Below are 25,183 nucleotides of genomic sequence, written 5' to 3'. Positions count from 1 at the left end.
CCTAGCGTCGGCGCTCCAGCCGGATGGCACCGAGCGCCGCCAGCAGACCGGCGAAAGACGCGGCGAACATCAGCGCCAGAAGCAGCATCGGCTCCGGCCGGTCGGCGATCAGCGCTCCCGTCCCCGTGGTCAGCACCGCCCCAACGGCAAGCGTCATGCCGCCGGTAAAGCCTGCGGCTGTACCGGCCAAGCGCGGCAGGACGGACATCGCCCCGGCGTTGCTGCTGGGCATGGTCAGCCCGTTGCCGATCCCGACGAAGATCGTGCTGCCGAAATAGAGCAGCGGCAGCACCACTCCGGAAGACAGGACCGCCATGCCGGCGAGCAGCCCCACACAGGCGACCAACCGGCCGACCAGCATCACACGCGTCGTCGCCCAGCGGCAGGACAGTCGGCCGCCCAGGAAGCTCCCTGTCATGAACCCGGCGGTGATGCTGCCGACGAAGATGCCCAGGCCCGCGGTGGGGATCTCGAACACGCGGGCAGCGATCGGCGGCGCCCCCGCGAGGAAGATGTAGAAGGCGCCGGTGGAGAAGGTCGTGCACAGGGCGTAGCACCAGAACAGCGGCTGTCGAATCAGCGCGCCCGGTCCCGGGAGGGCTGCGTCCCGGGAACCATCGTCGCCCGGCAGCGTCTCACCCAGATCCATCCAGACGAGGCACAGCAGCGCCGCGCCGATCGCCCCGTACAGCACGAAGATCGCCCGCCAGCCGAGGGCCGCGTCCAGCAGGCTGCCGACCATCGGACCCAGCATCGGCGCGATGGCCATCGCCATGGCGATCTTCCCCAGCAGCCGCGCCACCTCCGAGCCGTCATGGGTATCGCGCACGATCGCCAGCGACAGCACGTAGCCGGAGATCACACCCGCCTGGAGCATCCGGGCGGCGAGGAAGGTCTCCACGCTTTGCGCCACCGCACCCGCCAGGGAAGCCAGGGTGAAGACGGTCAGGGCGACCAGCAGCACCGGCCGGCGCCCGATCCGGTCGGAGAGCGGCCCGACACTGAACTCCACCAGCGCGGTCGTCGCCAGATAGCCACCCAGCGCCAGGCTGATCACAGCGTAGTCGGCCTGCAGGTCGGCGGCGATGTTGGTCAGCGACGGAACGATCAGGTTCAGCGTCATCGTCGAGGTCGCCGCCAGAAGGATCAGCGTGACCAGATGCGGCGGCGTACTTGCCCGGAACGGGATCATGGGTGCCTTCCAAACAAAAAGCCCCCGAACGAGGGTTCGGGGGCGCATGGCAGACGGGACTGGGTTCCACTACGGGTCCATGCGCCTCGTGCCTACGACGATGATGATGGTTCGGGTCATTCGCTATCTCCTGACGAAACGCTATCCGGTGGCGCCAACGGCGGCAAGCATGCCGGCCACCGACCCATACGCCGGACGCGGATCGGCATACTCAGCGAAGACGCTATCCGTCGCGTCCGCTTGGGAGTATTTTGCGCGATCTCAGGCTTTTCGGAGGGTCGGGCAGCCCAGGCGCCCCTCGCGCGCTCCACGGTTCCGTCGCTCATACCATGACATCCAGGGATCCCTTGGCCGACCGCCGCGTCGGCTATGCGCGTGCGCTGCTCGACCAGGGCGACCTGGAGGGCGCGCTGTCGCTGCTCGAACAGACCCGGGAGATCGCGCCGGACTGGCCCGACCTTCTCATCCTCACCGGCGAGACCCAGGCCAAGCTCGGCCTGCGCGAGGAGGCGGTGGTCAGCTTCCGGCGCTATCTCGAGATCACCGACGAGGACCGCCACGGTGCCATGCTGCACCTGGCGCTGCTGGGGGCCGCCCCGCAGCCGGACATGACCCAGACGCCCTATGTCCAGGCCCTGTTCGACGATTTCGCCGGCCGGTTCGAGCGGTCGCTGCTGCAGGATCTGGCGTATCAGGGGCCGGCGCTGATCGCCGACATCATCGACAGCGGCGCGCCGGACGGCCTCGGCAGCGTGCTCGATCTCGGCTGCGGCACCGGGCTGATCGGCGAGCGGCTGCGCCGGCACTGCGCCTGGCTCGACGGCGTCGACCTGTCGGAGGGCATGCTGGAGAAGGCCCGGGCCAAGAAGATCTATGACGGGCTGTACCAGGGCGACATCGCCGCCTTCCTCTACAACCCGCCGCGGCTCTACGACTGGATCGTGGCCGGCGACGTGCTGAACTATGTGGGCGCGCTGGACCAGGTGATGACCGGGCTCGGCATGGCGCTGCATTCCGGCGGACGGGCGGTCTTCACCGTCGAGGCGCTGGACACCACCGGCGGGGCGGAGAGCGAGGTGATGCGCCTGCTGCCGACCCTGCGCTACGGCCACTCGGCAGACTACGTGCGGGCGATGGCGGCGGCGGCCCGGCTGACGGTGCTCGACCAGCGTACCGAGGTGCTGCGCCAGGAGGCGGGCAAGCCGCTGTCCGGCCATATCTTCACCGTGCAGCGGCCGCTCGCCGGAGCCGCGGTCTCGGCCGGGCCCAACGATCTCGATCCGGAGCCTCGGATCATCTCATAGCGGCTGTTCGCTGCGCCGGCCCGCCATCCCCCAGTCAGCCGTCGTACCGGCGCCCGGGAGCGGGGTATCGTATCGCCGATACCCTGCCCCGCCGGCCGAGCGCCGCCCTGTTCCCCGGAGAACCCCGTGACCCCGACCTTGAGCTATGTCCTGCCGCCGCTGATGCTGGTGGCGTCCAACGTGTTCATGACCTTCGCCTGGTACGGCCACCTGAAGTTCAAGGCGACGCCGCTGCTCGTGGTGATCCTGGTGAGCTGGGGCATCGCGCTGGCGGAATACTGCCTGGCGGTTCCGGCCAACCGGATCGGCCACGCGGTCTACAGTGCCGCCCAGCTCAAGACGATCCAGGAGGTCATCACCATCGCGGTCTTCGTGGCGTTCTCCTTCCTATATCTGAAGGAGAGCATCGCCCCGAGCCAGCTCATCGGCCTGGGCATGATCGCCGGCGGGGCGGCCCTGGTGTTCTTCAAGCCTTGGGGGTGAGGGATCTCCCCTCTCCTCCAAACAATCGCATTTCCCGGCCTTGTGCCGGGACCTACACCAGCCAAGCGCCGCAGCAGTGAGAAGTCATGCCCCAACCACAGTGCGGCCCCGGGGGTGGGTCCCGGCACAGGGCCGGGAAGTGAGAGAAGGGCGGAACGGAGGCAGCATGAATGCTGCGGCCCGCCCTTCCCCTACCGCTTCAGCCGCGATGCGACCGCCACGATGCGCTCGGCGCGGTCGACGATCGGCTTGTCGATCATCTTGCCCTTGTAGGCCACCGCCCCCTTGCCCTGGGCCAGCGCGTCCTTGAACGCGGCCAGCAGGCCCTCGGCATGGGCGATCTCCTCCTCGCTCGGGGTGAACGCGGCGTTCAGCACGGGGATCTGCGCCGGGTGGATGCCCATGCCGCCCTCCGAGCCGTTGCGCCGTCCCTGCTCCGCCCCGCGGCGGAAGGCGTCGAGATCGGTGAACTCGGCGATGGAGCCTGGATAGCCGAGCGGGATGATCCCCGCCTCCCGCGCCGCCAGTCGCACCAGCGCGTCATAGGGGTCGAGAACGGCCGGGTCCGGTTCCGGCAGGCCCAAATCGGCCGCCATATCCTCGCCCCCCAGGGTGATCGCCGCCACGCGCGGGCTCGCCTTGGCGATGGCCCGGGCCTCGTGCACGCCCTTCGCCGTCTCCACCAGCGCGGCGTAGCGCACATGGCCGGCCGGCAGGCCGCGCTCGGCCTCCAGCTCGCCCACCACCTCGTCGATGGCGCGGATGTGGTCGGCGCTGTCGACCTTCGGCAGACACAGCGCGTCCAGGCCGGGAATCACGGCGGCCTCCAGGTCGGCGATGGCCAGCCGCCAGGGCCGGTTGATGCGGACCATGACCTCCACCGTGCCGGCCTTGGCGACCGTGGCGATGGACCCCGGCAGGGCGGCGCGCGCCTCCTCCTTGCGGTCCGGCGGGATCGAGTCCTCCACATCGAGGATCACCACGTCGGCGCCGCGCTCCCCGGCCTTGGCGACGAAACGCTCGGCATTGGCCGGGACATACAGCAGCGAGCGCCAGAGCGGGGCGGGGCGGGCAGATTGGGCGGTCATCAGATCAGTCCTTTCGCCCGCAGGGTCTCGGTGTCGTGGCCGAGGGCGGGCCAGATTTCCTCGTTGTGCTGCCCCAGTTCCGGGGCCGGCGTGCGAAGCTGCGCCGGGCTGCCGGACATGCGCGGGATAACGTTGTGCATGGCGATCCGGCCGACATCGGCATCGGGCATGGAGACGATGGCCTCGCGGTCGAGCGGATACGGGTGCACGGCCAGCTCGCCCACATCCGGCACCGCGCCGACGGTCACGCCGGCCTTCTCGAAGATCTCCAGATTCTCCGCCTGAGTCCGCTCGGCCATGAAGGCGCCGACGATGGGGTCGAGCTCGTGGCGGTTGGCGACCCGGTCGGTATTGGTGCGGAACTTCGGGTCATCCACCAGATCCTCGCGGCCGATGGTGCGCAGCAGCCGCTCGGCCATGGCCTGCATGGAGGCGCTCAGCGCCACGTATTTGCCGTCCTTGCACTGGTAGACGTTGCGCGGCGCGGACTGGTTCGACAGGGAACCGGTGCGCTCCGGCACGCTCTGGGTGAGGTCGTAATTGGCGATGATCGGGCCGAGGACCGAGTGGATCGGCTCGAACAGGGTGAGGTCGATCACCTGGCCCGGTCCCTTCTTCACCTCGATCTCGCGGATCGCCACCATGGCCGAGAAGGCGCCGTAGAGCCCGGCGATCATGTCGGCCAGCGCCAGCGGCGGCAGGACCGGCGGGCGGTCGGCGAAACCGTTCATGGCGGCGAACCCGCTCATCGCCTCCACGAGGGAGCCGAAGCCCGGCCGATGCGACCACATCCCGTCCTGTCCCCAGCCGGAGATCCGGATGATGATCAGGTTCGGGTTGCGCTCCAGCAGAACGTCCGGGCCGATGCCCATCTTCTCCAGGGTGCCGGGCTTGAAGTTCTCCACCAGCACCCGCGCCGAGGCGACCAGGTCGAGCATCAGGTCGATGGCGCCTTCCTGGCGGAAGTTCAGGGTGACGCTCTTTTTGTTGCGGCAGATGACCTTCCAGTGGGTCGTCACCCCCGCCGTGTTCCAGGCCCGCAGGTCGTCACCGGTGCCCGGCTTCTCGATCTTGATGACCTCGGCCCCGTGGTCGGCCAGCAGATGGGTCACCGCGTTGCCGGCGATCAGGCGCGACATGTCGAGGACACGAATTCCATCCAGGGCGCCGGGAACGTCGCCCACCCACTCCTTCTCGACGCCACTCATGCGTCCATTTCCTCCAGATACCGGATTATCGCAGCGGCGGAGAACCCGCCCGCCTCGTTTCTTGGTCTTATGTTTTTCATCCCTGGGCGCGGCGGTCCAGTGCATACCTTTCTACCGCGTCCGGATCGAAGCGGAAGCCCAGGCCCGGCACGTCGGGGATCAGCAGATCGCCGTCCACCAGCTCGACCTGCTCGCTGAACAGCGGCCGGAACCAGGGCATGTGTTCGGCGTAGTTGATGTTCGACACGGCACCGCAGATCTGCAGGCAGTGCTCGGTGAACAGGTGCGGGCTGACCGGCACGTCGTAGGCGGCGGCCATGTTGGCGACGCGGATCCACTCGGTGATGCCGCCGACCCGCTCCAGGTCGGGCATCAGCACGTCGGCCGACTTGCGCTCCAGCATGTCGCGGAAGCCGTAACGGCCGTATTCGGTCTCGCCGCTGGCGATCGGCGTGTCGATCTCGGCGGCCACCCGGGCCGAGCCCTCCAGGTCGTAGGCCTGCACCGGCTCCTCGAACCAGACCAGCTTGAACTCCTCCAGCCGCCGGCCGAGCCGGATGGCGTGAGATACCGTGAGGCCCTGGTTGGCATCGGCCATCAACTCCACATGCGGGCCGATGGCGTCGCGGACGGCGGCGACCCGCTCGATATCCTCGCCGATATCCGGCTTGCCAATGCGCATCTTCATGGCCTGGAAGCCCTGGTCGAGGAAGTCGCGGGCCTGGGCCTGAAGCTCGGGGATCGTCATCGACGCCCAGAGACCGCCGGAGGCATAGGTCCGCACCCGGTCGCGCCGGCGCCCCAGCAGGCGGGAGACCGAGGCGCCGAGCGACTGGCCGAGGATGTCCCAGCAGGCCCAGTCGATGGCGGCGATGCCGAACAGCGACACGCCCTTATGGCCGAGGAAGTTGATCTCGCCCCACATCTCGTCGAAGCGGGCGGTGGTGTCGCGCGGGTCCCGGCCGATCATCCGCTCGCCCAGCATCCGGGTGATGGCGTCCAGCACAGGGAGCCGGTGTTTGCCGATGGCCCAGAGGTAGCTCTCGCCGGTGATGCCCTCGTCGGTGTCGAGCCAGACCAGCAGGCCGGCGACACCCTCGATCCGGTGGATGGCGGTGCCGATGGGCATGTCGAACGGGATCTCGATGGCGCGGGTTCGCAGGCCGGTGATCTTCATGGGCGTTTCCTCAGACGTTCTGGCTGGACGGCAGGACCATGATCCGCGGGACCAGCACCGAAGCGGGCTGCTCCACCGCGAAGACCACGGCCCGGGCCACGTCCGCGGGGGTGAGCGGCTGCGGCACGCCCTGGCTGACCTCCGGCCGAACCTCGTAGTCCCGGTGCAGGTCGGTGCGCACCAACCCCGGCTCGACCACCGCCACGCGCACGCCGGTGCCCGCCAACTCCATCCGCAGGGATTCCGCCAGGGCCTCGATGGCGTATTTCGTCGCCGCGTAGGCGCCGGCATTCGGCCGCGTCTTGGTGCCCAGCACCGAGCCGGTGAACAGCATGTCGCCGCCGCCCGCCTTCTTCATGTGGCGCAGCGCGGTGTAGGCGAAGCGGAAGGTGGCGTCGATATTGACCCGCAGCATGTCCGACATGGCGTCCAGGTCGATGTCGTCGACCGGCCCGCTGGCGATCAGCCCGGCATTGGCGAAGGCGATGTCCATCCGCCCGAAGCGCTTCATCGCCAGCTCGACCAGGGCGTCGGGGGTGGCGGGATCGGCGATGTCGCCGGCCAGCACCTCGCAGTTCGGGAGCCGGGCGGCATGGGCCTGCAGGATCTCGCCGCGGCGGCCGTGCAGCACCAGCTTCACCCCGCGCGCCGACAGCGCCTCGGCCGTGGCGAGACCGATTCCGCTGGTCGCACCGGTGATGACGGCGACCTTGCCTTCAAGACCGCTCATGGTCCCTCCCTGCTTTTCGTCTGTTCTTTGAGCGGTGCCAGAATGGCCGAGATCAAGGGCTCGTGCCAACGCATGAACTGCGCGGTCTCCGCATCGATCTCGACCCGGCCGGTCCGGCGGAAGGCGTCGGCGACCGGATCGAGGCGGTCGGCAAGCGCTTCGGCGTCCGCCGATCCCTCGCGACGCAGAGCGGTGATCAGCATCCGCAGCCGCGCCAGCTCCCGGAAACCGGCGAGGTGACCCGCCGCACCGGCGACCATCGCCGGCGTCCACGGCCCCCACTCGGCCCGCATCCGCGCGCTGACGACGGGGCCGGCCCCGAAGCAGTCATAGGCCCGGCATATGGGGTAGCCGGCCGCCTCCAGCCGCTCGAAGACGGCGCAGCGGAACTCGGCGGTCAGATGGCAGCAGACGGAGTCCGGCGCCTTGACGGCCGGAAACCCGGCCGCCGGCTGATGGGCAAGCGCGATGCAGCACAGACCGAAACACTGGGCGCAGTCGGTCGGCCACCCGCCGTCCTCGGCACCTCTCCCCATACGGCAACACTAGGCCGCATGGGCGGCGGGCGGAAGTCCCGCTGGGCCTCAGCCCATATGCTGCTTGAAGAACTGCAGGGTGCGCTCGCGGGCGATCTCGGCACTCTTCGGCTCGTAGCTGCCGCGGGCGTCGCAGTTGAAGCCGTGGCCGGCCGGATAGACATGCACCGGCAGGTCCGGATGAGCCTTGCGAAGCTTCTCCACCTCGTCCATCGGGATGGCGTGGTCCTGCTCGCCGAAATGGAAGATCACCGGGCATTTCGGCTGCAGATCGACCAGACCGCCGATTCCGCCGCCGTAATAGCTGGAGGCGACGGAGAAGCCGTCGAGCTTGGTCGCCGCGAGCCAGGTCAGGGTGCCGCCCCAGCAGTAACCGACCACGCCGACCCGGCCGGCCGAACGCACGGCGTCGGCGGCCGCCGCGATGTCCAGCAGCGGGTCGTCATTGCCGACCTTGGCGCGAATCTCGCGTCCCTCGGTCACGTCATCCTCGTCATAGCCGAGCTCGATGCCCGGCTTGTAGCGGTCGTACAGCGCCGGGCAGATCGCCAGGTAACCGTCCTCGGCATAGGCGTCGGCCACGCTCTTCATGTGGCTGTTCACGCCGAAGATCTCCTGGATCACCACCAGACCGCCGCGCGGCTTGCCGGACGGCTGGGCGAGATAGGCGTCGAAGGCGTGACCGTCGGAAGCCTTCAGCTTGAGCGTGTCGGCCATGGTGTTTCCCCCGGTTTTCAGTGATCAGACGTTGAAGCGGAAATGGAAGACGTCGCCATCCTGCACCACGTATTCGGAGCCTTCCACCCGCATCTTGCCGGCGTCCTTGGCCCCCTGCTCGCCGCCGGTGGCGACGTAGTCGGCGTAGGAGATGGTCTCGGCCCGGATGAAGCCGCGCTGGAAATCGGTGTGGATCTCGCCGGCGGCTTCGGGCGCCTTCGCCCCGCGGCGCACGGTCCAGGCCCGCGCCTCCTTCGGTCCGACGGTGAAGAAGGTCAGCAGGTTGAGCAGCTTGTAGCCGGCGCGGATCAGCTTGGTCAGGCCGGGCTCGTCCAGCTCCAGGCTGTCCAGGAACTCCTGCTTCTCCGCCGGATCGGAGAGCTGGGCGATCTCGGCCTCGATGGCGGCGGAGATCACGACGGCTTCGGTGCCCTCGGCGGCGGCCTTCTCGGCGACCTTGGCCGACAGCGCGTTGCCGGTCCCGGCATTCTCCTCCTCCACGTTGCACACGTAGAGCACCGGCTTGGCGGTCAGAAGCTGCATCTGGGCGAACAGCCGGGTCTCCTCGGCGTCCAGGTCGGCCAGCATCACCCGGGCGGGCTTGCCGTCGCGCAGCACCTCGGCGACCCGCTGCATCAGCGGCATCAGCGCCTTGGCTTCCTTGTCCTGGCCGCGCACCCGCTTCTCCAGCGCCGGGATACGCTTCTCCACGCTCTCCAGATCGGCCAGCATCAGCTCGGTCTCGACGGTCTCGGCGTCGCGGATCGGGTCGACCGAGCCGTCCACATGGGTGACCTCGCCCTCGAAGCAGCGCAGCACGTGGATGATGGCGTGGGTCTCGCGGATATTGGCAAGGAACTGGTTGCCCAGCCCTTCGCCCTTGCTCGCTCCCTTCACCAGGCCGGCGATGTCCACGAACTCGATCTGGGTCGGCAGGATCTTGGCCGACTTGGCGATCTTCGCCAGCTCGTCCAGGCGCTGATCCGGCACCGCGACCCGGCCGGTATTCGGCTCGATCGTGCAGAACGGGTAGTTCGCCGCCTCGGCCGCCGCGGTGGCGGTCAGCGCGTTGAAAAGCGTCGACTTGCCGACATTCGGCAGGCCGACGATGCCGCAGTTGAAGCCCATGGGCTCACGCTCCGTCGCTGGCTGGAGAGTTTTTCGGTGTGTCGCTCGTCTTGTCCGGCGCGGGTTTAGCCGGTTTCGGCGGCGGGGGGAACACGGCATGGGCCACCAGGCTCATGAACCGCGCCTCGTCGCCGCGCACCAGTTCGCCCACCTCCCGGGCCACCGCGTCGAGCAGGGTCTCCAGCCACGCGCCCTTCTCCGCCTTGGCGAAGTCGGAGAGCACGTAGCTGTGGACCTTGTTCTTGTCGCCCGGATGGCCGATGCCGAGCCGGACCCGGCGGTAGTTGGTGTCGATATGGCGGTCGATGTCGCGGATGCCGTTATGGCCGCCGGAGCCGCCGCCGCGCTTCAGCCGCATCTTGCCGGGCGCGAGGTCGAGTTCGTCGTAGAACACGGAGACCGCGTCCACCGGCAGCTTGAAGAACCGCACCGCCTCGCCGACCGCCCGGCCGCTCTCGTTCATGAAGGTCATCGGCTTCAGCACCATGACCTTCTCGCCGGCGATCACGCCCTCGCTGGCCAGGCCCTGAAAGCGGGCGCGCCAGGGGCCGAAGCTGTAGCGGCGGGCGATCTCCTCCACGGCCATGAAGCCGATATTGTGGCGGTTGCCCTCGTATTTCGGTCCGGGATTGCCGAGGCCGACGAACAGCAGCATGGGGATCCTCGCGCGTCGTAAAGATCGGGCTCAAAATGCCAGCGCCCGCGATCCGGGGTCTGGATCGCGGGCGCCGAGGCTCGTGCGGATGAGGCGGGGAGATCAGTTCTCCTCGCTCTCCTCCTCGCCCTCGTCCTCTTCGGCGTCCTCGGCCTCGGCCTTGGCTTCCTCGGCGGCGGCGGTCTCTTCGGCGTCGGCCTCGGCGACGACGGTCGGCGACGCGATGGTGGCGACGGTGAAGTCGCGGTCATCGATCACCGGGGTCGCACCGGCCGGCAGCGTGATCGCGGAGATGTGCACGGAATCGCCGATTGCGAGACCGGTCAGGTCGACGACCAGCTTCTCCGGGATGTTGTCGGCGCGGCAGTTCATCTCGACGGTGTGGCGCACGACGTTCAGCACGCCGCCACGCTTCAGGCCCGGGGCCTTGTCTTCGTTGATGAACTCGACCGGGACATCGACGGTCAGCTCGCTGGTGGCCGACACGCGCAGGAAGTCGACATGCCAGGCAAAGTCGTTCACCGGGTGCTGCTGCAGGTCGCGCGGCAGGACACGGTGGCTCTCCGACCCGACCTTGAGGTCGACCAGGTGGGAGAAGAATCCCGGCTTTTTCAGCAGCTTGTCGAGTTCACGCTTCTCGATCTGAATCGGCAGCGGATCTTTCTTGTCGCCGTAGATAACGGCGGGGACGAACCCCTCGCGACGCGCAGCCCGGGCGGACCCCTTACCGACCCGATCGCGCACGCTGGCGTTCAACGTGGCAACGTCAGCCATGCTACTCTCCTATGAAAGGCCCGGCCTCCAGGGGTGCCGGGCGGACAAGGCGGGGCGTATAGCGCGAAACCTCGTTCCGCGCCACCCCAAACGGCGGTTATCCGCCGAATTTCGACTCAGGCGACCAAGGTGGTCAGTTGAACAGGCTGGAGACCGAGCGCTCTTCGCTGATCCGCTGGATCGCCTCGCCCAGAAGCGGGGCGACGGTCAGCTTGCGGATGTTGTGGGCCACCCGCACCGCCTCGGTCGCCTGGATCGAGTCCGTGGTGACCAGCGAGGTCAGCGGCGAGGAGGTCACGCGTGCCACGGCACCGCCGGACAGCACGCCGTGGGTGATGTAGGCGTCGGCGGAGATCGCCCCGGCCTGGATCAGAGCCTCGGCGGCGTTGCAGAGCGTGCCGCCGCTGTCGACGATGTCGTCCACCAGCACGCAGCGCCGGCCGTCCACGTCGCCGATGATGTTCATCACCTCCGACACGCCGGCGCGCTCGCGCCGCTTGTCGATGATGGCGAGGTCGGCATGGATGCGGCTGGCCACCGCGCGGGCGCGGACCACGCCACCCACGTCGGGAGAGACCACGACCAGCTTCTCGTCGCCGTAGCGCGCCTTGATGTCGTCGATGAACACCGGGGCGGCGAACAGGTTGTCGGTCGGAATGTCGAAGAAGCCCTGGATCTGACCGGCGTGCAGGTCGATCGTCAGAACGCGGTCGGCGCCGGCCTTGGTGATCAGGTTGGCGACCAGCTTGGCGGAGATCGGCGTGCGCGGGCCGGACTTACGGTCCTGGCGGGCATAGCCGTAATACGGGATCACTGCCGTGATGCGCCTTGCCGAGCTGCGGCGCAGGGCGTCCAGCGTGACCAGCAGCTCCATCAGGTTGTCGTTGGCCGGATAGCTCGTGGACTGCACCACGAACACGTCCTCGCCACGGATGTTCTCCTGGATCTCCACGAAGACCTCCATGTCGGAGAACCGTCGGATATCCGCCTTGGTCAGCGGCAGGTTCAGATAGGCGGAAATGGCCTCGGCCAGGGGCCTGTTGGAATTGCAGGCCAGGATCTTCGGGGCGCGTGTCGACATGGACCTACCGACGAGATAACGGGCGGGGCGGATAGGCACCCGGGAGAAGCGGCGCGACCTTACCCAGCGTCATCCCGGCCCGCAAGTTAGAAGTCGGTTCGGTTACACCGGCTCCTGGGCCTCGGCCGGGGCGTTAACCACCCTTGCCCCCGGGATGAAGGTATTTGCCATCTCTTCGGCCCGGGCGAGATAACCATCCAGCGCCTTCATGGTGGCGGCCATGTCCGGGCTGTCGTCGCCGTGCCAGACCCGCAGAGTCGCCAGCCACACCAGTGCCAACCCCTTCACCTTCAGCGGACCGAAGGGCGGTGCGGTGCGGTCACCCACCGCGTCCAGGGTGCGCGCCATGGACCGGCCCAGACTCGGCAGGCTGGCCAGGGCCGTGCCCGGATCGCGCGGCAGACCGTCGAGAATCGACACGAAGGCCGCCCGGTTCGCGGCCACGAAGTCCAGCCGCGCCATCAACGCCTCGAACAGCCGGTCGCGCACCGGGATCGCCGGATCGGTCGCATCCTCGTCCAGGGCGGCCACCATGGCGGCATCGACCCGGGAAGAGATCGCCGCCAGCAGTCCGGCCTTGCAGCGCAGGGTGCGCCGGGCGGTGAGCGGATCGATGCCCGCCCGCGCCGCTGCGCCGGCCAGGGTCACCGACCGCCAACCCTCGGTGCCGGCGATCTCCAGCGCGGCGTCGGCCAGCAGATCGGAAGCCGTCGCGGGCTGGCCCGCCATGTCGGTTGCGTCGGTCATAGGATGGATATGTCCCCTCGCAGCCCGGCATCAAGACACGTGTCTCAAGAAGCCGGCGGGTGGGAGTCAGCCCGCCAGTTCCTTGGAGCGGGCGGTGGCGGCGGCGATCGCGGCGTCGAAGATCGGCTGGATGCCGGTCCCCTCGGCCATCAGCACCTTCAGCGCCTCGGCCGTCGTGCCGCCCGGGCTGGTGACATTGATGCGGAGCTGCGAGGCCTCCTCCGACGACTGGCGCGCCAGCTCGCCGGAGCCGGACACCGTCACCCGGGCCAGGCGCATGGCCATGTCCTCGGGCAGGCCCGCCTTCACCCCGGCCGCCGCCAGGGTCTCGATCAGCAGGAACACATAGGCCGGTCCGCCGCCCGACAGCGCGGTCACCGCGTCGATCTGGTCCTCGGTCTCGGCTTCCACGGCCTCGCCCACCGCCTCCAGCAGCCGGTGCGCCTGGGCCTTCTGGTCGGCGGAGACATGGTCGTTGGCGACATAGGCGGTGATGCCCCGACCGACAGCCGCCGGGGTGTTCGGCATCGCCCGCACGATCGGCGCCGACGCCCCCAGCTTCTTCTCGAAATAGCCGATGGTCTTGCCGGCGGCGATCGACAGGAAATAGGCGCCGGAGCCGGCCAGCGTCGCCAGCGGCACCAGGGCCTCGTCCATCATCTGCGGCTTCACCGCGAGGATCACCACACTCGGCTTGAGATCGCCCGGCAGGGCGTCGGCGCTGTCGTAGACCGTCACGCCCTTGCGCTTGGCCAGATCGCCCATCGCCTGGGCATGGGGTTCCACGACATGGACGCCGCCGGCCGCTTCTCCGCTTTCCAGCCAGCCGGCCAGCATCGCTCCGCCCATCTTGCCGCAGCCGATGAGCACCAGGGGTTTGGACATTTCCTCAGCCTTTTCTTGTCAGCAGTCGCGCTGGAAAGGCTGTCAGGCTTCTCCGGCGACGTCGAGCATGGAAGCGGCCACCGCCTCCTCCGCCGTCTTACCGCCCCAGATCACGAACTGGAAGGCCGGGAAGAACCGCTCCGCCTCGCTCAGGGCGACTTCCACGAGATCCTCCATCTGCTCCACCGAGACGCCGCCGGTGCCGCGCACCAGCAGGGTGTGGCGGTACAGCGGCACCCCGTCGTCGGAGCCGAGATCGAAATGACCGAGCCAGAGCTTCTCGTTCAGCAGGGTGAGCAGCACGCTGACCTCCCGCCGCTTCTCCACCGGAACCTTGCTCTCCAGCAGGCAGGAGAAATGCAGCGCGCCCAGGTCCTCCTGCCACAGGAAGTACAGTCGGTAGTCGCACCAGCGACCGGAGATCTCCACGGCCATTTCATCGGAACCGGCGCGATCGAAGGCCCATTCGTTGGCCCCGACCAGCTCCTCGAGCAGATCCAGCGGGTTCTGATGGACGACGGTGGAGTCGACATAGGTGACCGACATGTCGGGATGGTCCCCCTTTGGCGCGCGAACCGGCGCGTCGGGGCGGCCCGGGGTCGGAAAAGAGCGGACGACACTCTGCTCAGGTCGGCCACATCTTGTGGTGTGGGCCGCCGAATCACCACGATGAATAGCCTCACAAACTGGAGTCGCCCATTCAACACAAGATTTTGCGTACGCGAGAGGCTTCACACGCGATATTCAGCGCGTGCCGGAAGGCATTGATTTCGGGGGATTACCCGCGCCGTGGGCAATGACACGGTTCGGTCACACGGCTCCCGCAGGTGCGAGAGCCGGGCCGAAAACCCGACGAATCACTCGTCTTTGGTCGGCGTTTCGTCGGCCTTGGTCTTGCGCGTGGCGGCCCGGCGGGTGGCCGTGGTGGAGGCCCGGCGGCGGTCGCCGCTGGCGGCCTTGCGCTTCGGCGCGGTCTTCTTCGCCTCGCCCAGCTTGGCCTCCAGCTCGGCGATGCGCGTCTCCAGGGCGGCCTGCTCGCGGCGCGCCTTGGCGGCCATGGCTTCCACCGCCTCGAACTCCTCGCGGGTGACCAGGTCGCGGTCGGCCAGGAAGCGCTCGAACTGCTGGTGGACGAGCTGCTCGATCTCGGCGCGCACACCGGCCGCCGCACTCAGCGCCCCGTTGGCGACACGGGCGAGATCGTCGAACAAACGGCTGCGGGTCTGCATGGCTCACCTCCTGGACCATGTGGATATGTCACCGGTGGCACGCGGGATCAAGGATGGGGTTGTCCGAGCGCGCTTTCGCCCTTTCTCCGGGCGACGGAGGCTTGGTCCTGACTTGCGTCAGGACTACGGCAAAGTCTTAGTCTCCCCCCTCCCCGTCATCCTGATGCAAATCAGGATCAAGTTCCCTGCGGCCATCGCCGGGTCCCGGCCCGAGCCCGGATCAATCCCGGATTAAATCCGGGACGGTCTCGTCCGGGATGGCGACTGAAACTCGGCGCAAACCGTTGGGCCTCGCGAGGCGTTCGTGTAGCGTGTCGGCGAATGCAGATCCGTCCGTCCAGGAGCCTATCCCAGCCATGATCATCGTCACCGGCGGCGCCGGTTTCATCGGGTCCAACCTCGTCGCCGGGCTGGAAGAGGCCGTCGGTGGAGACATCGTCGTGGTCGACCGGCTGGGCACCGACGACAAGTGGCGCAACATCGCCAAGCGCGACCTCGCCGCCATCGTCCCGCCGGAGGACATCTTCGAGTTCCTGAACGACCACCGGGGCGACGTGGACACGATCTTCCACATGGGCGCGATCTCGGCGACGACCGAGCGCGATGCCGACCTGATCGTGCGCGAGAACATCACCCTGCCGAAGCGGCTCTGGCACTGGTGTGCCGAGACCCGCACCCGGATGATCTACGCCTCCTCGGCCGCCACCTACGGCAACGGCGAGGCCGGGTTCGACGATGACGACAGCGCCGACGGTCTCGCCACCCTGCGGCCGATGAACGCCTATGGCTGGTCCAAGCACGCCTTCGACCGCCAGGCGGTGAAGATGGCGGCGGCCGGCGTGCATCCGCCGCAATGGGTCGGCCTGAAGTTCTTCAACGTCTACGGACCCAACGAGTACCACAAGGACACGATGAAGAGCGTGATCGCCCAGATCACCCCGAAGATCGCCGCCGGCGAACCGGCCAAGCTCTTCACCTCGCATCATCCGGACTATCCCGATGGCGGCCAGCTCCGCGACTTCGTCTATGTGGACGACTGCGTGCGGGTGATGCTGTGGCTGCTGGAGACGCCGAAGGTGAACGGCATCTTCAACCTGGGCACCGGGGCGGCGCGCAGCTTCGCCGATCTCGCCCGCGCCGTGTTCTCCGCCCTGGGCCAGGAGGAGCGGATCGAGTTCATCGAGATGCCCGAGGCGATCCGCGACCGCTACCAGTACTTCACCCAGGCCCGCATGGACCGGCTGCGCGAGGCGGGATACCCGGACCAGTTCACCAGCCTGGAGGAAGGGGTCCGGCGGTATGTGAAGGGCTTCCTGACCTCCGACGACCCCTACCGCTGAGCGGCGAGGAGCGGGCGGATGCGGCTGCTGGCGATCTCCGACCTGCACCTGGCGGGCGCGGTCAACCGCGAGGCGCTGGACGCGCTGCCGCCACATCCCGACGACTGGCTGATCGTCGCCGGGGACGTGGCCGAGCGGATCGACATGGTGGCCGACGCGCTCGCCCTGCTCGCCGACCGGTTCGCCAAGGTGATCTGGGTGCCCGGCAACCATGAACTCTGGTCGCGACCGAGCGCCGACGAGCCGGTGGGGGTCGCCCGCTACGAGGCGCTGGTCGCCCGGGCGCGGGCGGTCGGCGTCGTCACGCCGGAGGATCCCTTCCCGCTTTGGCCCGGACCGGTGCCGCACGGGGTCGGGCAACTGGCCATCGCGCCGATGTTCCTGCTCTACGACTACAGCTTCCGGCCCGACGACGTGCCGCTCGACTCGGTGGTCGAATGGGCGGAGGAAACCCACAACGTCTGCAGCGACGAGATCCTGCTCTCGCCGGCCCCTCACGAGACCCGCATCGCCTGGTGCCACGCCCGGCTGGCGCAGACCGAGAAGCGCCTGCACGCGGAGATCCCCGCCGGCGCCCGCACCGTCCTGGTGAACCACTGGCCGCTGCGCCGGGACCTGGTGCGCATTCCCCGCGTGCCGCGCTTCACCCCCTGGTGCGGCACAGTGCGCACCGAGGACTGGCACAGCCGCTTCAACGCCTATGCGGTGGTGACCGGCCACCTGCACACCCGGCGCACCGACATGCGCGGCGACACCCGCTTCGAGGAGGTGTCGCTCGGCTATCCCCGGCAATGGGACCACGGGCGCGGCATCGCGGAGTATCTGCGGGTGATCGTGGCGTGACCGCGGGCCTGCGCCACCGACTGGCCCTGGGTGGGATCGTCGTCGCGATCTTCCTGGTGCTCGCCCCGCTCACCCTGTCGATGCCGGGAGACGGGCTCGACCCGTCCTGGGGGCTGGTGATGGAGCAGGCCTTCCTGCGCGGCTGGCAGTGGGGCCGGGACATCGTCTTCACCTTCGGTCCCTTCGGCTATCACTTCCAGCGAATCTTCCATCCGGACCTGGCCGCCGGCCTGCTGGCCGCCTCGGCGGTCCGGGCGCTGCTCATCGGCCTCGGCGTCGCCCTGCTGCTGGAGCACGCGCGGACCTGGCAGATCGGGGCCGTGCTGGTGGCCGTCGCCCTCGCCCTCCCCTTTTCCACGGACAGCGCCTACTTCCTGCTGCCCGTGCTGGCGGTGCTGGTGCATGCCCGCGGCGCCGAGCGGTCCGCCCTGTGGTACCTGCTGGCGGTCGCCGCCTATTGCGGGTTCGCCGCCCTGATCAAGACGACCTTCGCGGTGCTGGCGCTGGTCCTGCTGGAGATCGTCGATATCGACCGGATGACCCAGCGCCGCCCGCCGGTGCTCACCCCCTTTCTGGTGGCCGGCGCCCTGCTGGCCTATACCGCCGCGGGACAGCCCATCGCCGCCCTGCCGGATTTCGTCGCCCTCAGCCTGGACGTCGCCTCCGGCTTCAGCCGGGCGATGGCGGTGTTCAGCGCCCTGCGGGCGATCGAGCTTGCCGCCTTCCTCGCCGCCAGCGTCGCCATCCTGGGTCTCCTGATCGTCCAGGCGGTGCGGGAGCAGGCGCTGCAAGACCGGTCGGTGCGGCTGATGCTGCTGGCGCTGGCGGTGTTCTGGTTCGTCACCTACAAGGCCGGCTTCACCCGCCACGACCTGCATAGCCTGACCGCCTGGAGCTGCCTGGGGATCGCCGGCGTCCTGGTGGCGGCGATCCTGCGGGACGGCTGGCTCTCCCGGCTGCTGATGGCGGTGGCCCTGTGCGTCGCCCTGCTCACCCCGATACGGTTGTCGATCGCGCCGGGCTTCAGTCTCGGCGGGCTGGTGCGGCAGGCCTTGGTGGACAACCCGATCGGCACGCTCGTGACCGGCGCCCGCCTGATCGCCGACCCGTCCGGCTGGGCCGCCGAGCGACAGGCCCAGCGCAACGCCGTCCTCGACAGGATCCGCATGCGCAACGCCTTGCCCGAGGGCCTCGGCCGGGTCGACACCGTGCCGTCCATCCAGGGCGCGCTGATCGCCGCCGACCTCGCCGGTACCGCGACCTACGCGCCGCGGCCGGTGTTCCAGGAGTATTCGACCTACACGGCCGCCCTGATCGAGGCCAACCGCCGGTTCCTGGAAGGCGACGACGCCCCGCAGACGATGCTCCTGGCGCCCGGCTCGATCGACAACCGCTATCCCAGCCTGGCCGGTGGGCCGCTCTGGCCGGTGCTGATGCGCCGCTACGAGGCCGTCCGCCGGATCGGGCCGGTGCAGCACCTGGACGGCAAGATCGACGTGCTGGTGCTGCGTCGCCGGGCCGAGGACGCGCCGGACGGGGTCGGGCCGGGCGAGACCCTGCCGACGCGACCGGGGCAGCGTGTCGAGCTGCCGGCGCTGGACGGTCCGATCCTGGCGACCATCGACCTGCGGCTGTCGGCGGCCGGCCGTCTTCTCACCCTGCTGCACCAGATGCCGACGGTGGAGATCGCGGTCACCCTGGCCGACGGGTCGGAGCGCCGGCACCGGCTGATCCCCGGGATCGCCCGGGCCGGCTTCATCCTGTCGCCCTACATGGCCGATGCGGCGGATGCCCGGGCGCTGTTCGAGGAGTTCGACGGCAAGGAGGATCCGCACCGGGTCACCTCCGTGCAGGTCGACGTCCCGGACCTCGCCGACTGGGCCTTCGCCGACCAGTTCGCGCTGACCCTGCATCCGCTGCGCTGAACCCGCGGCTCCGACCGCGGCCGATTTCGATGGCTGGCGGGGCTCCGTGCGGCGCGATAGGCTCGTGGCCAATCCATCAAACCCAATCCATCAAACATAGACGTCGTCCACGACGCCCGGAGGAAAATTCAGATGAAGATGCGTGCCTGCGTCCTGCGCGAGATCGGGGCCGAGATGCCCTATGTCAAAAGCACCCCCCTGGCCATCGAAGAGGTGGAGCTGGATCCGCCGGGCCCGGGCGAGCTGCTGGTCAAGATCGTCGGCGCCGGCCTGTGCCACTCCGACCTGTCGGTGATCAACGGCTCGCGCCCCCGCCCGCTGCCGGTCGTGCTCGGCCATGAGGGCGCCGGCGAGGTCGTGGAGGTCGGCCCCGGCATCCGCGACATCAAGGCGGGCGATCCGGTCGTCTTCCAGTTCTCCGCCTCCTGCGGCCGGTGCGCGCGCTGCCAGGAGGGTCGGCCGCAGATCTGCGAGGCCCATGCGGTGGCCCGCGCCAAGGGCGACCTGATGGGCGGCGGCAAGCGCCTGAAGGATGCCAAGGGCAACCCGATCAACCACCAGACCGGCGTGTCCTGCTTCGCCGAATACGCCGTGGTCGACCGCGGCTCGGTGGTGAAGATCGACGGCGACATCCCGCTGGAGACCGCCGCCATCTTCGGCTGCGCGGTGATGACCGGCGTGGGGGCGGCCCTGAACGCCGCCCGTGTGGCGCCGGGCGACAAGGTCGCCGTGATCGGCCTCGGCGGCGTCGGCTTCTCGGCCATGCTCGGCGCCATTCTCGGCGGGGCGGCCCAGGTGATCGCCGTCGACATCAACCCGGCCAAGCTCGGCCTCGCCCGCCAGCTCGGCGCCCATCACACGGTCGACGCCCGCGAGCCGGACCATGTCCAGCAGATCAAGGACCTGACCGGCGGCGGCGTGGACGTCTCGCTGGAGGGCGCGGGCGTGATCCCGGCGCTGAAGACCGGCTACGACGTGCTGAAGACCGGCGGCCAGCTCGTCACGGTCGGCCTGTCGCCCCAGGGCGAGGACTTCCCGATCCCGGCGGCCGATCTGGTCAGCCGCGAGATCGCCGTGCGCGGCAGCTACATGGGCTCCTGCGTGCCGGTGCGCGACATCCCGAAATATCTGGAGGCGTTCCGCCAGGGCCGCCTGCCCGTCGACCAGCTGATCGGCGAGCATGTGGGCTTCGACGGGGTGAACAGGGGCTTCGACAAGCTGGTGTCCGGCGAGGCGGTGCGCCAGATCCTGACGCCGCACGCCTGATAGAGCACGATCGGTTCAGATCGACGCGATCTGAACCGTGAATCGTCCTCTAAGCGATTGGCTTTAGAAGACAGGAAAGGGGCGAGCCGGGCCCACCTACCCGGCTCGCCGCCTCTCCCTAGCGCTGCAGGCTCGGCACGTTGCCGACCAGCAGCCGGGTGACGTCACCCTGCTCGTTCACGAAGGGCAGGATCAGCCGCTCCCACTGGGCATGGAACTGGGCAAGCCGGGAGCGGTGGAAGGTGTAGAGCGGTTCCCGCCGGATGCAGACCGCCCGATAGGACGCCGCGAAATACGCCGCGACCAGCGGCGAGGGCACATCCCAGACCCGCTTGCCGGTCATCTCGGTCTTCGAATAGTCGACGATCCGCGAGCCGTAGACCCGGTAGAGGAAGTCGCTGCCGCCCTCCAGGGGCTCCATCAGCATGATGTAGCCGAGGGCGGGGACCAGATCCAAGGCGTCGATCTCGCGCGACAGGGGCAGCTCGGCGCCGCGCCGGCGCTCGGCCCAGTAGTGCCGCAGGAAGGCAAGGATGTCGCAGGAGAGGTCACCCGAGGCCGGCGACCAGACCAGCTCGGGGGCGCTGCTGTCCATGCTCTCGAACAGCCGGTCGAGCTCGGTGCGGTCACCCTGCACCAGCCCGGCCGCCACCCGATCCGCCTCCTGGCGCATGTCGCGCACCGGCTCCTTCACCAGGAAGGCCCCGGGCCAGCTTTCACGAAGCGCCAGAATTGCGTTGTTCTCTCGGATGGACACCGGCCTTACCTGCCTCGGACACTGCACCGGAGCGGAGCGCTGTCGCCGACTCAGTCCGGCGATGAAGCGTGACCTCGCGTAACGGTGCGTGATCGTTCATGTGAACGATTGGTTCTATGTGGAGGTTAAAGCCTATTTATGAAGAAAGGATTAGCTGCGATCCGGCAGCAAGGCCGGCGACGTCCGCACGCCGCCGGCCCTCCGCCTCACCAGCGCAGGCGCAGTCCGGCATAGACCGCGCGACCCACTCCCGGCTCATACAGCGCAGAGCTCGTGGTCGCCGTCGCGGCCACGCTGGTGGTCGCGATGTACTCCTCGTCGGTCAGGTTGCGCGCGTCGACGAAGAACGACAGGTGCTCCGAATACTCGTAGCCGGCCTTGAAGCCGAGCAGGGCATAGGCCTCGGTGTCCTGGGTGTTCTCGTTGTCGACATAGTAGGCCTCGGGCACCCACTCCACGTTCGGCCCGGCGTAGAAGCCATGCGGGCTCTTGTAGAGCAGCTCGGCCCGCAGGAAATGCCGCGGCGCGCCCGGCAGGTCGTTGTCGCCATAGGTCGGGTCGTCGTCGAAGCGGAAGTCGCTGAAGGTATAGGCGGTATTGATCCACAGCCGGTCCGGGTTCGGTCCATCGGTGAACAGCCCCTTGACCGGTGCCCAGCCGACCGCCGCCTCGATGCCCTGGTGGATCGTCTCGTCGGCGTTCACCACACGGTAGTTGCCGCCGCCGAGATCGAAATACTGGTACTCGTTCTCCAGGTGCGCCCGGTAGACCGCCAGATCCCAGGTGAAGTCTTCCCGTCTGCCGCGGGTGCCGATCTCGAAGGTCGTGGCGTATTGCGGCTTGATGTCCAGCAGGGTCGTGCCGGAGGCGAAGCTGACCTCGCTGAACGTTGGCGCCTCGCCGCTGCGCGAGACGTTGGTGAACACCTGCCAGTCCGGATCGACCTGCCACAGCAGGCCGATCTTCGGGTTGATGAAGTTGTAGTCGGCCTCGCCGGACGTGTCGTTGGCGTCGTCCACCTCGTCGACCCGCTCGCGGTTGGCGTGGACGAGTTGGACGCCGGTCACAAGGGTCAGGTCGGGGGTGAGGTCGAACCCATTCTCCGCATAGCCGGTCACGTTCAGCGACCGGTCCTCGGAACCGGAGAGCAGCGCGCCCTTGCTGCCGCCGTTGTTCACGTACTGACGGTTGTCGAGCCAGCCGCCGAACACGTTCACCCCGAAGGTCAGCGTATTGCCGTGGCCGAACAGGCTGTGCTCGTTGGTCGCCCGGGCGAAGGCGCCGACATCGTTATAGGTGTAGTCGAGATACTGGAAGATCGGGTGGATCAGGTTCTTGTTGATCGCGTACCCGCCGAACTCCGCCACCGTGTTGTCGATCTCGACGGTGGTTTTGTTGGCGAACCGCACCGATTCCATGTTCCGCTGATAGTCGAGACGCAGGTTCCCCGCCGCCGCCGTCTTCGGATCGGTCAGTGCCGCCTGCTTGGTCACCGATCCCGGGATGTCCTGCTGGATGTCGGTGACGTTCAGGTAGAAGCGCGTCTCGGCATTGTCGCTCAGCCGCCAGCCCACATTGCCCGACGCCCGCTTCGACTCGCCGCCGCTATGGTCACGGTAGCCGTCCAGGGTCAGGAACGAGCCGGTGACATAGCCGTCCACGTCGCCCTCGGCAGCGCCGCTGCTGAGCTGCATCCGGCGGAAGCCGAAGCTGCCCACGTCCAGGCGCCCCTCTGCCGGGCCGGCGTCATGCCCGCTCGGCGTGACGAAATTGATCGCCCCACCCAGGGCATTGGCGCCGTAGCGCAGGGCGTTGCCGCCCTTGTAGACCTCCACATAGCGATAGGCGGTCGGGTCCAGCTCCTGGAAGTCGGCGCCGCCGTCGGCGGCGTTCATCGGGATTCCATCCTGGTACAGGTGGATACCGCGCATGTGGAAGTTGCGCGACAGGCCGGAGCCGCGGATCGACAGGCGGGAATCCTCGCCCCATTTCGGCTGGATCAGGACGCCAGGGGTGTAGTCCAGCATGTCCTTCATGGTGGTGGCGGCGGTGTCGCGCCAGACGGTGTCGGGCACCACCTCCACCGCCCCCGGGGTCTGTTCGATCCGGCGGGTGGCCTCCTCGGTGGACGGGACCGTCAGCGACGGCTCCGCCGTGCCGGTGACGGTGATCTTCAGCATTTCAACCGGCTGGCTGGACTGCGCGAAGACGGGAACGGCGACGGTGCACAGCAAGGCCGCGCACATCGCCGACCGCATGCCCTGGCGGGCAACGGAATACGACATGAAAGTCTCCGATATGGCTCGGTGCCTGGCGGCACGGCGACGCGTCGCCGTACCCTCCGCTCAGGCAATAGGAACAATGACCGTCCTGTTGGACCGGACGGGATGTGGCTTCAGAGAGCCGATACCGGAGGGGCGCGGAGGCCGAGCGGCGGCCCCGTCAGCGAGGACCGCAGCAGCGAGGTGGACGTGGTTCCGCCGCCCGGCAGGGCCGCCGGGCTCCAGCGCAGTGGCGCGCCGATCTGGTCGGGAACGATCAGCGCCTTGGCGATGACCGTCTGGAACGGACACTCGGGCGCGCTGAGTTCGTCGGTGGGCGCCTTCTCGGCGCCGCCCGGGCCGGATCTGTCCGGGGTGACCGTGATCGTCTTCAGCCCGGCGGGGGTACAGACCACGATCTCGAAACGGCCGTCCTGCAGGGCGGCCGGGTCGGGCATGTAGCCGACCGGGATAACGGCCCGCAGGGCGAACAGCACAAGCAGCAGATGGGTCAACCACCCGCCTGCTCCCAGCCAACCCGTTGAGTCGGCGGACTGATTATGCCTGCGCCCCCGCGTCATGGGACGATCTACACCACGTAGGCGCGCCCGTGTCCAGGGTCAGGAACGTCGCGGGGAAGCCTTTTGGCGGAACGTCGGTCGGGTCAGGCGAGGCCGCTACGCATCAGCCCGTGCTTGATCGGCGGGACGCGCGACAGGACGCCGAGACCGACCTGTCGGGCCAGCCGTCCGCGCAGGGAGGTATCGGTCGCCACCCCGGCCAGCATTCCGACCGCCGCGAGCCGGCCGGGCAGCTCGAAGCGGCGCCGGCGGATATAGCGGGCGAGCACCGCGTTGCCGCCGATATCGCCGCCGGCACGCACGGCACCTGCCAGCACCTCCTGCAGGGCGAGGAGATCGCGCACCGCCAGGTTCCAGCCCTGGGCCCCGATCGGCGGCACGGTATGCGCCGCCTCGCCGACCGCGACGACCCGGCGGCGGGCGGGGGTCGGCGCCCAGCCGAGGGAGACGGGAAAGACGACCGGCGATGCGGTGAGCCGGATCGCGCCATAGGCCGGCTGGCGCCGCGCCGCGGAGGCTTCGATCGCCGGCAGACCCGCCGCCAGCAGCCGGTCGACATCGGCACTCGGGGCGATGGAGATCAGCGATCCCGCCCGGCTCCCGACGGGGATGACGGTGATCGAGCCGGTGTCGTCGTAGCGCTCGATGCAGAGGCCCTCATGGGGGGTGTCCAGTTCGACTGGCGCGCACAGCGCGCTCAGGCCGAGTGGCTGGCGCCACAGGCGGATGCGGGCTGCCTCGCGGGTCGGCGACTTCACGCCGTCGGCGGCGACCGCCAGCCGGGCGGTGATCTCAGCACCGCCCTCGGTGATCGCGGTCACGTCGCCGGCGCCGTGGCGCAGGGCGACGACCTTGTCCTCCACCCGGTTCTCGGCCGGCATGAGGCCGACCAGATCGCCGATCGGCAGGTTGAGAGCGAGATATTCGGCGCCGACCTCGGCGGCCGAGAACCGTTCCGCAGTGGTGCCGAACGGGCCCAGGGATTCGATGATCATGGTCGGCAGCGGCGTCGCCTTGGGCCGGACATCGATCCCGAGACCGTCAAGCCCCTCGACGCTGGACGGCAGCAGGGCGGTGGTCCGTGGGTCCGCCCCATGGGTATTGGCCGGCGCGACGATGACCGTGTCCAGCCCCAGCCCGCTCAGAACCCTGTAGGCGAGACGGCCGGTGGGACCGTCTCCAACGATGACTGCGTCGACCTGCATCCGACCGCTCGCTTCCCGGCGTTTCCTCGGCACGGAATATGGTCGCGGATTGTGCGGGTGCAAAGCCCCGG

The 25,183-nt window shown here is 68.7% G+C and carries 25 protein-coding genes; 6 read left to right on the top strand and 19 right to left on the bottom strand.

Annotated elements, in window-relative coordinates; translation table 11 throughout:
* Position 1: 1 nt before the first annotated feature.
* Positions 2–1,192 carry a Bcr/CflA family efflux MFS transporter gene (locus tag ACOQOP_RS23135; protein WP_420564184.1) on the bottom strand — a complete coding sequence of 397 codons (1,191 nt, stop codon included), beginning with the start codon at positions 1,190–1,192 and terminating at the stop codon, positions 2–4.
* 347 nt (positions 1,193–1,539) lie between these two features.
* On the opposite strand from ACOQOP_RS23135, the gene ACOQOP_RS23130 reads away from it, so the two are divergent.
* Both ACOQOP_RS23130 and ACOQOP_RS23125 read left to right on the top strand, forming a co-directional pair.
* Positions 1,540–2,496, top strand: a complete 957-nt coding sequence (locus ACOQOP_RS23130) for a methyltransferase domain-containing protein (protein ID WP_420564183.1) — start codon at positions 1,540–1,542, stop codon at positions 2,494–2,496.
* 126 nt (positions 2,497–2,622) lie between these two features.
* On the top strand, positions 2,623–2,979 hold the full coding sequence (locus ACOQOP_RS23125) for a DMT family protein (protein ID WP_420564182.1): 357 nt from the start codon (positions 2,623–2,625) through the stop codon (positions 2,977–2,979).
* A gap of 191 nt (positions 2,980–3,170) precedes the next feature.
* On the opposite strand, the gene ACOQOP_RS23120 is transcribed toward ACOQOP_RS23125, so the two are convergent.
* The 14 genes from ACOQOP_RS23120 to ACOQOP_RS23055 form a co-directional block, all read right to left on the bottom strand.
* Positions 3,171–4,067, bottom strand: coding sequence for an HpcH/HpaI aldolase/citrate lyase family protein (locus ACOQOP_RS23120; RefSeq protein ID WP_420564181.1), 897 nt, complete (start codon positions 4,065–4,067; stop codon positions 3,171–3,173).
* A complete protein-coding gene (locus tag ACOQOP_RS23115) occupies positions 4,067–5,275 on the bottom strand; it encodes a CaiB/BaiF CoA transferase family protein (RefSeq protein WP_420564180.1) in 1,209 nt (402 codons plus the stop codon). Before ACOQOP_RS23115 ends, ACOQOP_RS23120 begins: the two co-directional genes overlap by 1 nt.
* A 76-nt stretch (positions 5,276–5,351) precedes the next feature.
* On the bottom strand, positions 5,352–6,452 hold the full coding sequence (locus tag ACOQOP_RS23110) for a mandelate racemase/muconate lactonizing enzyme family protein (protein WP_420564179.1): 1,101 nt from the start codon (positions 6,450–6,452) through the stop codon (positions 5,352–5,354).
* Between the two features lie 10 nt (positions 6,453–6,462).
* A complete protein-coding gene (locus ACOQOP_RS23105) occupies positions 6,463–7,182 on the bottom strand; it encodes an SDR family oxidoreductase (protein ID WP_420564178.1) in 720 nt (239 codons plus the stop codon).
* Positions 7,179–7,718 (bottom strand): hypothetical protein, encoded by a 540-nt coding sequence (locus ACOQOP_RS23100; RefSeq protein ID WP_420564177.1) that lies wholly within the window; start codon positions 7,716–7,718, stop codon positions 7,179–7,181. The genes ACOQOP_RS23105 and ACOQOP_RS23100 overlap by 4 nt, the downstream gene beginning before the upstream one ends.
* A 48-nt stretch (positions 7,719–7,766) precedes the next feature.
* Entirely contained in the window at positions 7,767–8,435 is a 669-nt protein-coding gene (locus ACOQOP_RS23095; RefSeq protein ID WP_420564176.1) for a dienelactone hydrolase family protein, read from the bottom strand.
* A 24-nt stretch (positions 8,436–8,459) separates the two neighbouring features.
* Positions 8,460–9,563, bottom strand: coding sequence for a redox-regulated ATPase YchF (gene ychF / locus ACOQOP_RS23090; RefSeq protein WP_420564175.1), 1,104 nt, complete (start codon positions 9,561–9,563; stop codon positions 8,460–8,462).
* A gap of 4 nt (positions 9,564–9,567) precedes the next feature.
* A complete protein-coding gene (gene pth, locus ACOQOP_RS23085) occupies positions 9,568–10,218 on the bottom strand; it encodes an aminoacyl-tRNA hydrolase (protein WP_420564174.1) in 651 nt (216 codons plus the stop codon).
* A 102-nt stretch (positions 10,219–10,320) separates the two neighbouring features.
* Positions 10,321–10,992 carry a 50S ribosomal protein L25/general stress protein Ctc gene (locus tag ACOQOP_RS23080; RefSeq protein ID WP_420564173.1) on the bottom strand — a complete coding sequence of 224 codons (672 nt, stop codon included), beginning with the start codon at positions 10,990–10,992 and terminating at the stop codon, positions 10,321–10,323.
* A 133-nt stretch (positions 10,993–11,125) separates the two neighbouring features.
* Positions 11,126–12,073 (bottom strand): ribose-phosphate pyrophosphokinase, encoded by a 948-nt coding sequence (locus tag ACOQOP_RS23075; protein WP_322334444.1) that lies wholly within the window; start codon positions 12,071–12,073, stop codon positions 11,126–11,128.
* Between the two features lie 102 nt (positions 12,074–12,175).
* Positions 12,176–12,820, bottom strand: a complete 645-nt coding sequence (locus ACOQOP_RS23070; RefSeq protein WP_420564172.1) for a hypothetical protein — start codon at positions 12,818–12,820, stop codon at positions 12,176–12,178.
* 66 nt (positions 12,821–12,886) lie between these two features.
* Positions 12,887–13,705, bottom strand: coding sequence for a pyrroline-5-carboxylate reductase (gene proC, locus ACOQOP_RS23065; protein ID WP_420564171.1), 819 nt, complete (start codon positions 13,703–13,705; stop codon positions 12,887–12,889).
* A 42-nt stretch (positions 13,706–13,747) separates the two neighbouring features.
* Positions 13,748–14,251: a YbjN domain-containing protein gene (locus ACOQOP_RS23060; protein WP_420564170.1), complete on the bottom strand. Its 504-nt coding sequence runs from the start codon at positions 14,249–14,251 to the stop codon at positions 13,748–13,750.
* A 311-nt stretch (positions 14,252–14,562) separates the two neighbouring features.
* Positions 14,563–14,934: an accessory factor UbiK family protein gene (locus ACOQOP_RS23055; protein WP_420564169.1), complete on the bottom strand. Its 372-nt coding sequence runs from the start codon at positions 14,932–14,934 to the stop codon at positions 14,563–14,565.
* 356 nt (positions 14,935–15,290) lie between these two features.
* On the opposite strand from ACOQOP_RS23055, the gene rfaD reads away from it, so the two are divergent.
* The 4 genes from rfaD to ACOQOP_RS23035 all read left to right on the top strand — a co-directional run bounded on the left by rfaD (position 15,291) and on the right by ACOQOP_RS23035 (position 20,308).
* Positions 15,291–16,274: an ADP-glyceromanno-heptose 6-epimerase gene (gene rfaD / locus ACOQOP_RS23050; protein WP_420564168.1), complete on the top strand. Its 984-nt coding sequence runs from the start codon at positions 15,291–15,293 to the stop codon at positions 16,272–16,274.
* Positions 16,275–16,292: 18 nt separating this feature from the next.
* Positions 16,293–17,117 (top strand): metallophosphoesterase family protein, encoded by an 825-nt coding sequence (locus ACOQOP_RS23045; protein WP_420564167.1) that lies wholly within the window; start codon positions 16,293–16,295, stop codon positions 17,115–17,117.
* Entirely contained in the window at positions 17,114–19,042 is a 1,929-nt protein-coding gene (locus ACOQOP_RS23040) for a hypothetical protein (protein WP_420564166.1), read from the top strand. The genes ACOQOP_RS23045 and ACOQOP_RS23040 overlap by 4 nt, the downstream gene beginning before the upstream one ends.
* A gap of 132 nt (positions 19,043–19,174) precedes the next feature.
* On the top strand, positions 19,175–20,308 hold the full coding sequence (locus tag ACOQOP_RS23035) for a zinc-dependent alcohol dehydrogenase family protein (protein ID WP_420564165.1): 1,134 nt from the start codon (positions 19,175–19,177) through the stop codon (positions 20,306–20,308).
* A 118-nt stretch (positions 20,309–20,426) separates the two neighbouring features.
* Here the strand turns inward: ACOQOP_RS23035 and ACOQOP_RS23030 are convergent, their stop codons facing one another.
* The 4 genes from ACOQOP_RS23030 to ACOQOP_RS23015 all read right to left on the bottom strand — a co-directional run bounded on the left by ACOQOP_RS23030 (position 20,427) and on the right by ACOQOP_RS23015 (position 25,112).
* The gene (locus tag ACOQOP_RS23030) at positions 20,427–21,065 is read right to left on the bottom strand and encodes a PAS domain-containing protein (RefSeq protein WP_420564164.1); all 639 of its coding nucleotides are present in this window, start codon (positions 21,063–21,065) and stop codon (positions 20,427–20,429) included.
* Between the two features lie 206 nt (positions 21,066–21,271).
* Positions 21,272–23,350, bottom strand: coding sequence for a TonB-dependent receptor family protein (locus tag ACOQOP_RS23025; RefSeq protein WP_420564163.1), 2,079 nt, complete (start codon positions 23,348–23,350; stop codon positions 21,272–21,274).
* A 110-nt stretch (positions 23,351–23,460) separates the two neighbouring features.
* Entirely contained in the window at positions 23,461–23,841 is a 381-nt protein-coding gene (locus tag ACOQOP_RS23020) for a hypothetical protein (protein ID WP_420564162.1), read from the bottom strand.
* 149 nt (positions 23,842–23,990) lie between these two features.
* Positions 23,991–25,112, bottom strand: a complete 1,122-nt coding sequence (locus ACOQOP_RS23015; RefSeq protein WP_420564161.1) for an FAD-dependent monooxygenase — start codon at positions 25,110–25,112, stop codon at positions 23,991–23,993.
* Positions 25,113–25,183: the final 71 nt, after the last annotated feature.

Origin of the sequence: Thalassobaculum sp. (assembly GCF_965223715.1) — a bacterium.
GTDB lineage: Bacteria > Pseudomonadota > Alphaproteobacteria > Thalassobaculales > Thalassobaculaceae > Thalassobaculum.
This window is presented reverse-complemented; position numbering and strand designations above follow the sequence as displayed.

Bases quoted from the DNA above. Each gene is read 5' to 3' on its own strand.
- ACOQOP_RS23135 (WP_420564184.1), bottom strand. From the start codon at position 1,192: ATGATCCCGTTCCGGGCAAGTACGCCGCCGCATCTGGTCACGCTGATC.
- ACOQOP_RS23060 (WP_420564170.1), bottom strand. From the start codon at position 14,251: ATGTCGGTCACCTATGTCGACTCCACCGTCGTCCATCAGAACCCGCTG.
- ACOQOP_RS23095 (WP_420564176.1), bottom strand. From the start codon at position 8,435: ATGGCCGACACGCTCAAGCTGAAGGCTTCCGACGGTCACGCCTTCGAC.
- pth (WP_420564174.1), bottom strand. From the start codon at position 10,218: ATGCTGCTGTTCGTCGGCCTCGGCAATCCCGGACCGAAATACGAGGGC.
- ACOQOP_RS23025 (WP_420564163.1), bottom strand. From the start codon at position 23,350: ATGTCGTATTCCGTTGCCCGCCAGGGCATGCGGTCGGCGATGTGCGCG.
- ACOQOP_RS23075 (WP_322334444.1), bottom strand. From the start codon at position 12,073: ATGTCGACACGCGCCCCGAAGATCCTGGCCTGCAATTCCAACAGGCCC.
- ACOQOP_RS23100 (WP_420564177.1), bottom strand. From the start codon at position 7,718: ATGGGGAGAGGTGCCGAGGACGGCGGGTGGCCGACCGACTGCGCCCAG.
- ACOQOP_RS23080 (WP_420564173.1), bottom strand. From the start codon at position 10,992: ATGGCTGACGTTGCCACGTTGAACGCCAGCGTGCGCGATCGGGTCGGT.
- ACOQOP_RS23070 (WP_420564172.1), bottom strand. From the start codon at position 12,820: ATGACCGACGCAACCGACATGGCGGGCCAGCCCGCGACGGCTTCCGAT.
- ACOQOP_RS23115 (WP_420564180.1), bottom strand. From the start codon at position 5,275: ATGAGTGGCGTCGAGAAGGAGTGGGTGGGCGACGTTCCCGGCGCCCTG.
- ACOQOP_RS23105 (WP_420564178.1), bottom strand. From the start codon at position 7,182: ATGAGCGGTCTTGAAGGCAAGGTCGCCGTCATCACCGGTGCGACCAGC.
- ACOQOP_RS23055 (WP_420564169.1), bottom strand. From the start codon at position 14,934: ATGCAGACCCGCAGCCGTTTGTTCGACGATCTCGCCCGTGTCGCCAAC.
- ACOQOP_RS23015 (WP_420564161.1), bottom strand. From the start codon at position 25,112: ATGCAGGTCGACGCAGTCATCGTTGGAGACGGTCCCACCGGCCGTCTC.
- proC (WP_420564171.1), bottom strand. From the start codon at position 13,705: ATGTCCAAACCCCTGGTGCTCATCGGCTGCGGCAAGATGGGCGGAGCG.
- ychF (WP_420564175.1), bottom strand. From the start codon at position 9,563: ATGGGCTTCAACTGCGGCATCGTCGGCCTGCCGAATGTCGGCAAGTCG.
- ACOQOP_RS23045 (WP_420564167.1), top strand. From the start codon at position 16,293: ATGCGGCTGCTGGCGATCTCCGACCTGCACCTGGCGGGCGCGGTCAAC.
- ACOQOP_RS23035 (WP_420564165.1), top strand. From the start codon at position 19,175: ATGAAGATGCGTGCCTGCGTCCTGCGCGAGATCGGGGCCGAGATGCCC.
- ACOQOP_RS23120 (WP_420564181.1), bottom strand. From the start codon at position 4,067: ATGACCGCCCAATCTGCCCGCCCCGCCCCGCTCTGGCGCTCGCTGCTG.
- rfaD (WP_420564168.1), top strand. From the start codon at position 15,291: ATGATCATCGTCACCGGCGGCGCCGGTTTCATCGGGTCCAACCTCGTC.
- ACOQOP_RS23110 (WP_420564179.1), bottom strand. From the start codon at position 6,452: ATGAAGATCACCGGCCTGCGAACCCGCGCCATCGAGATCCCGTTCGAC.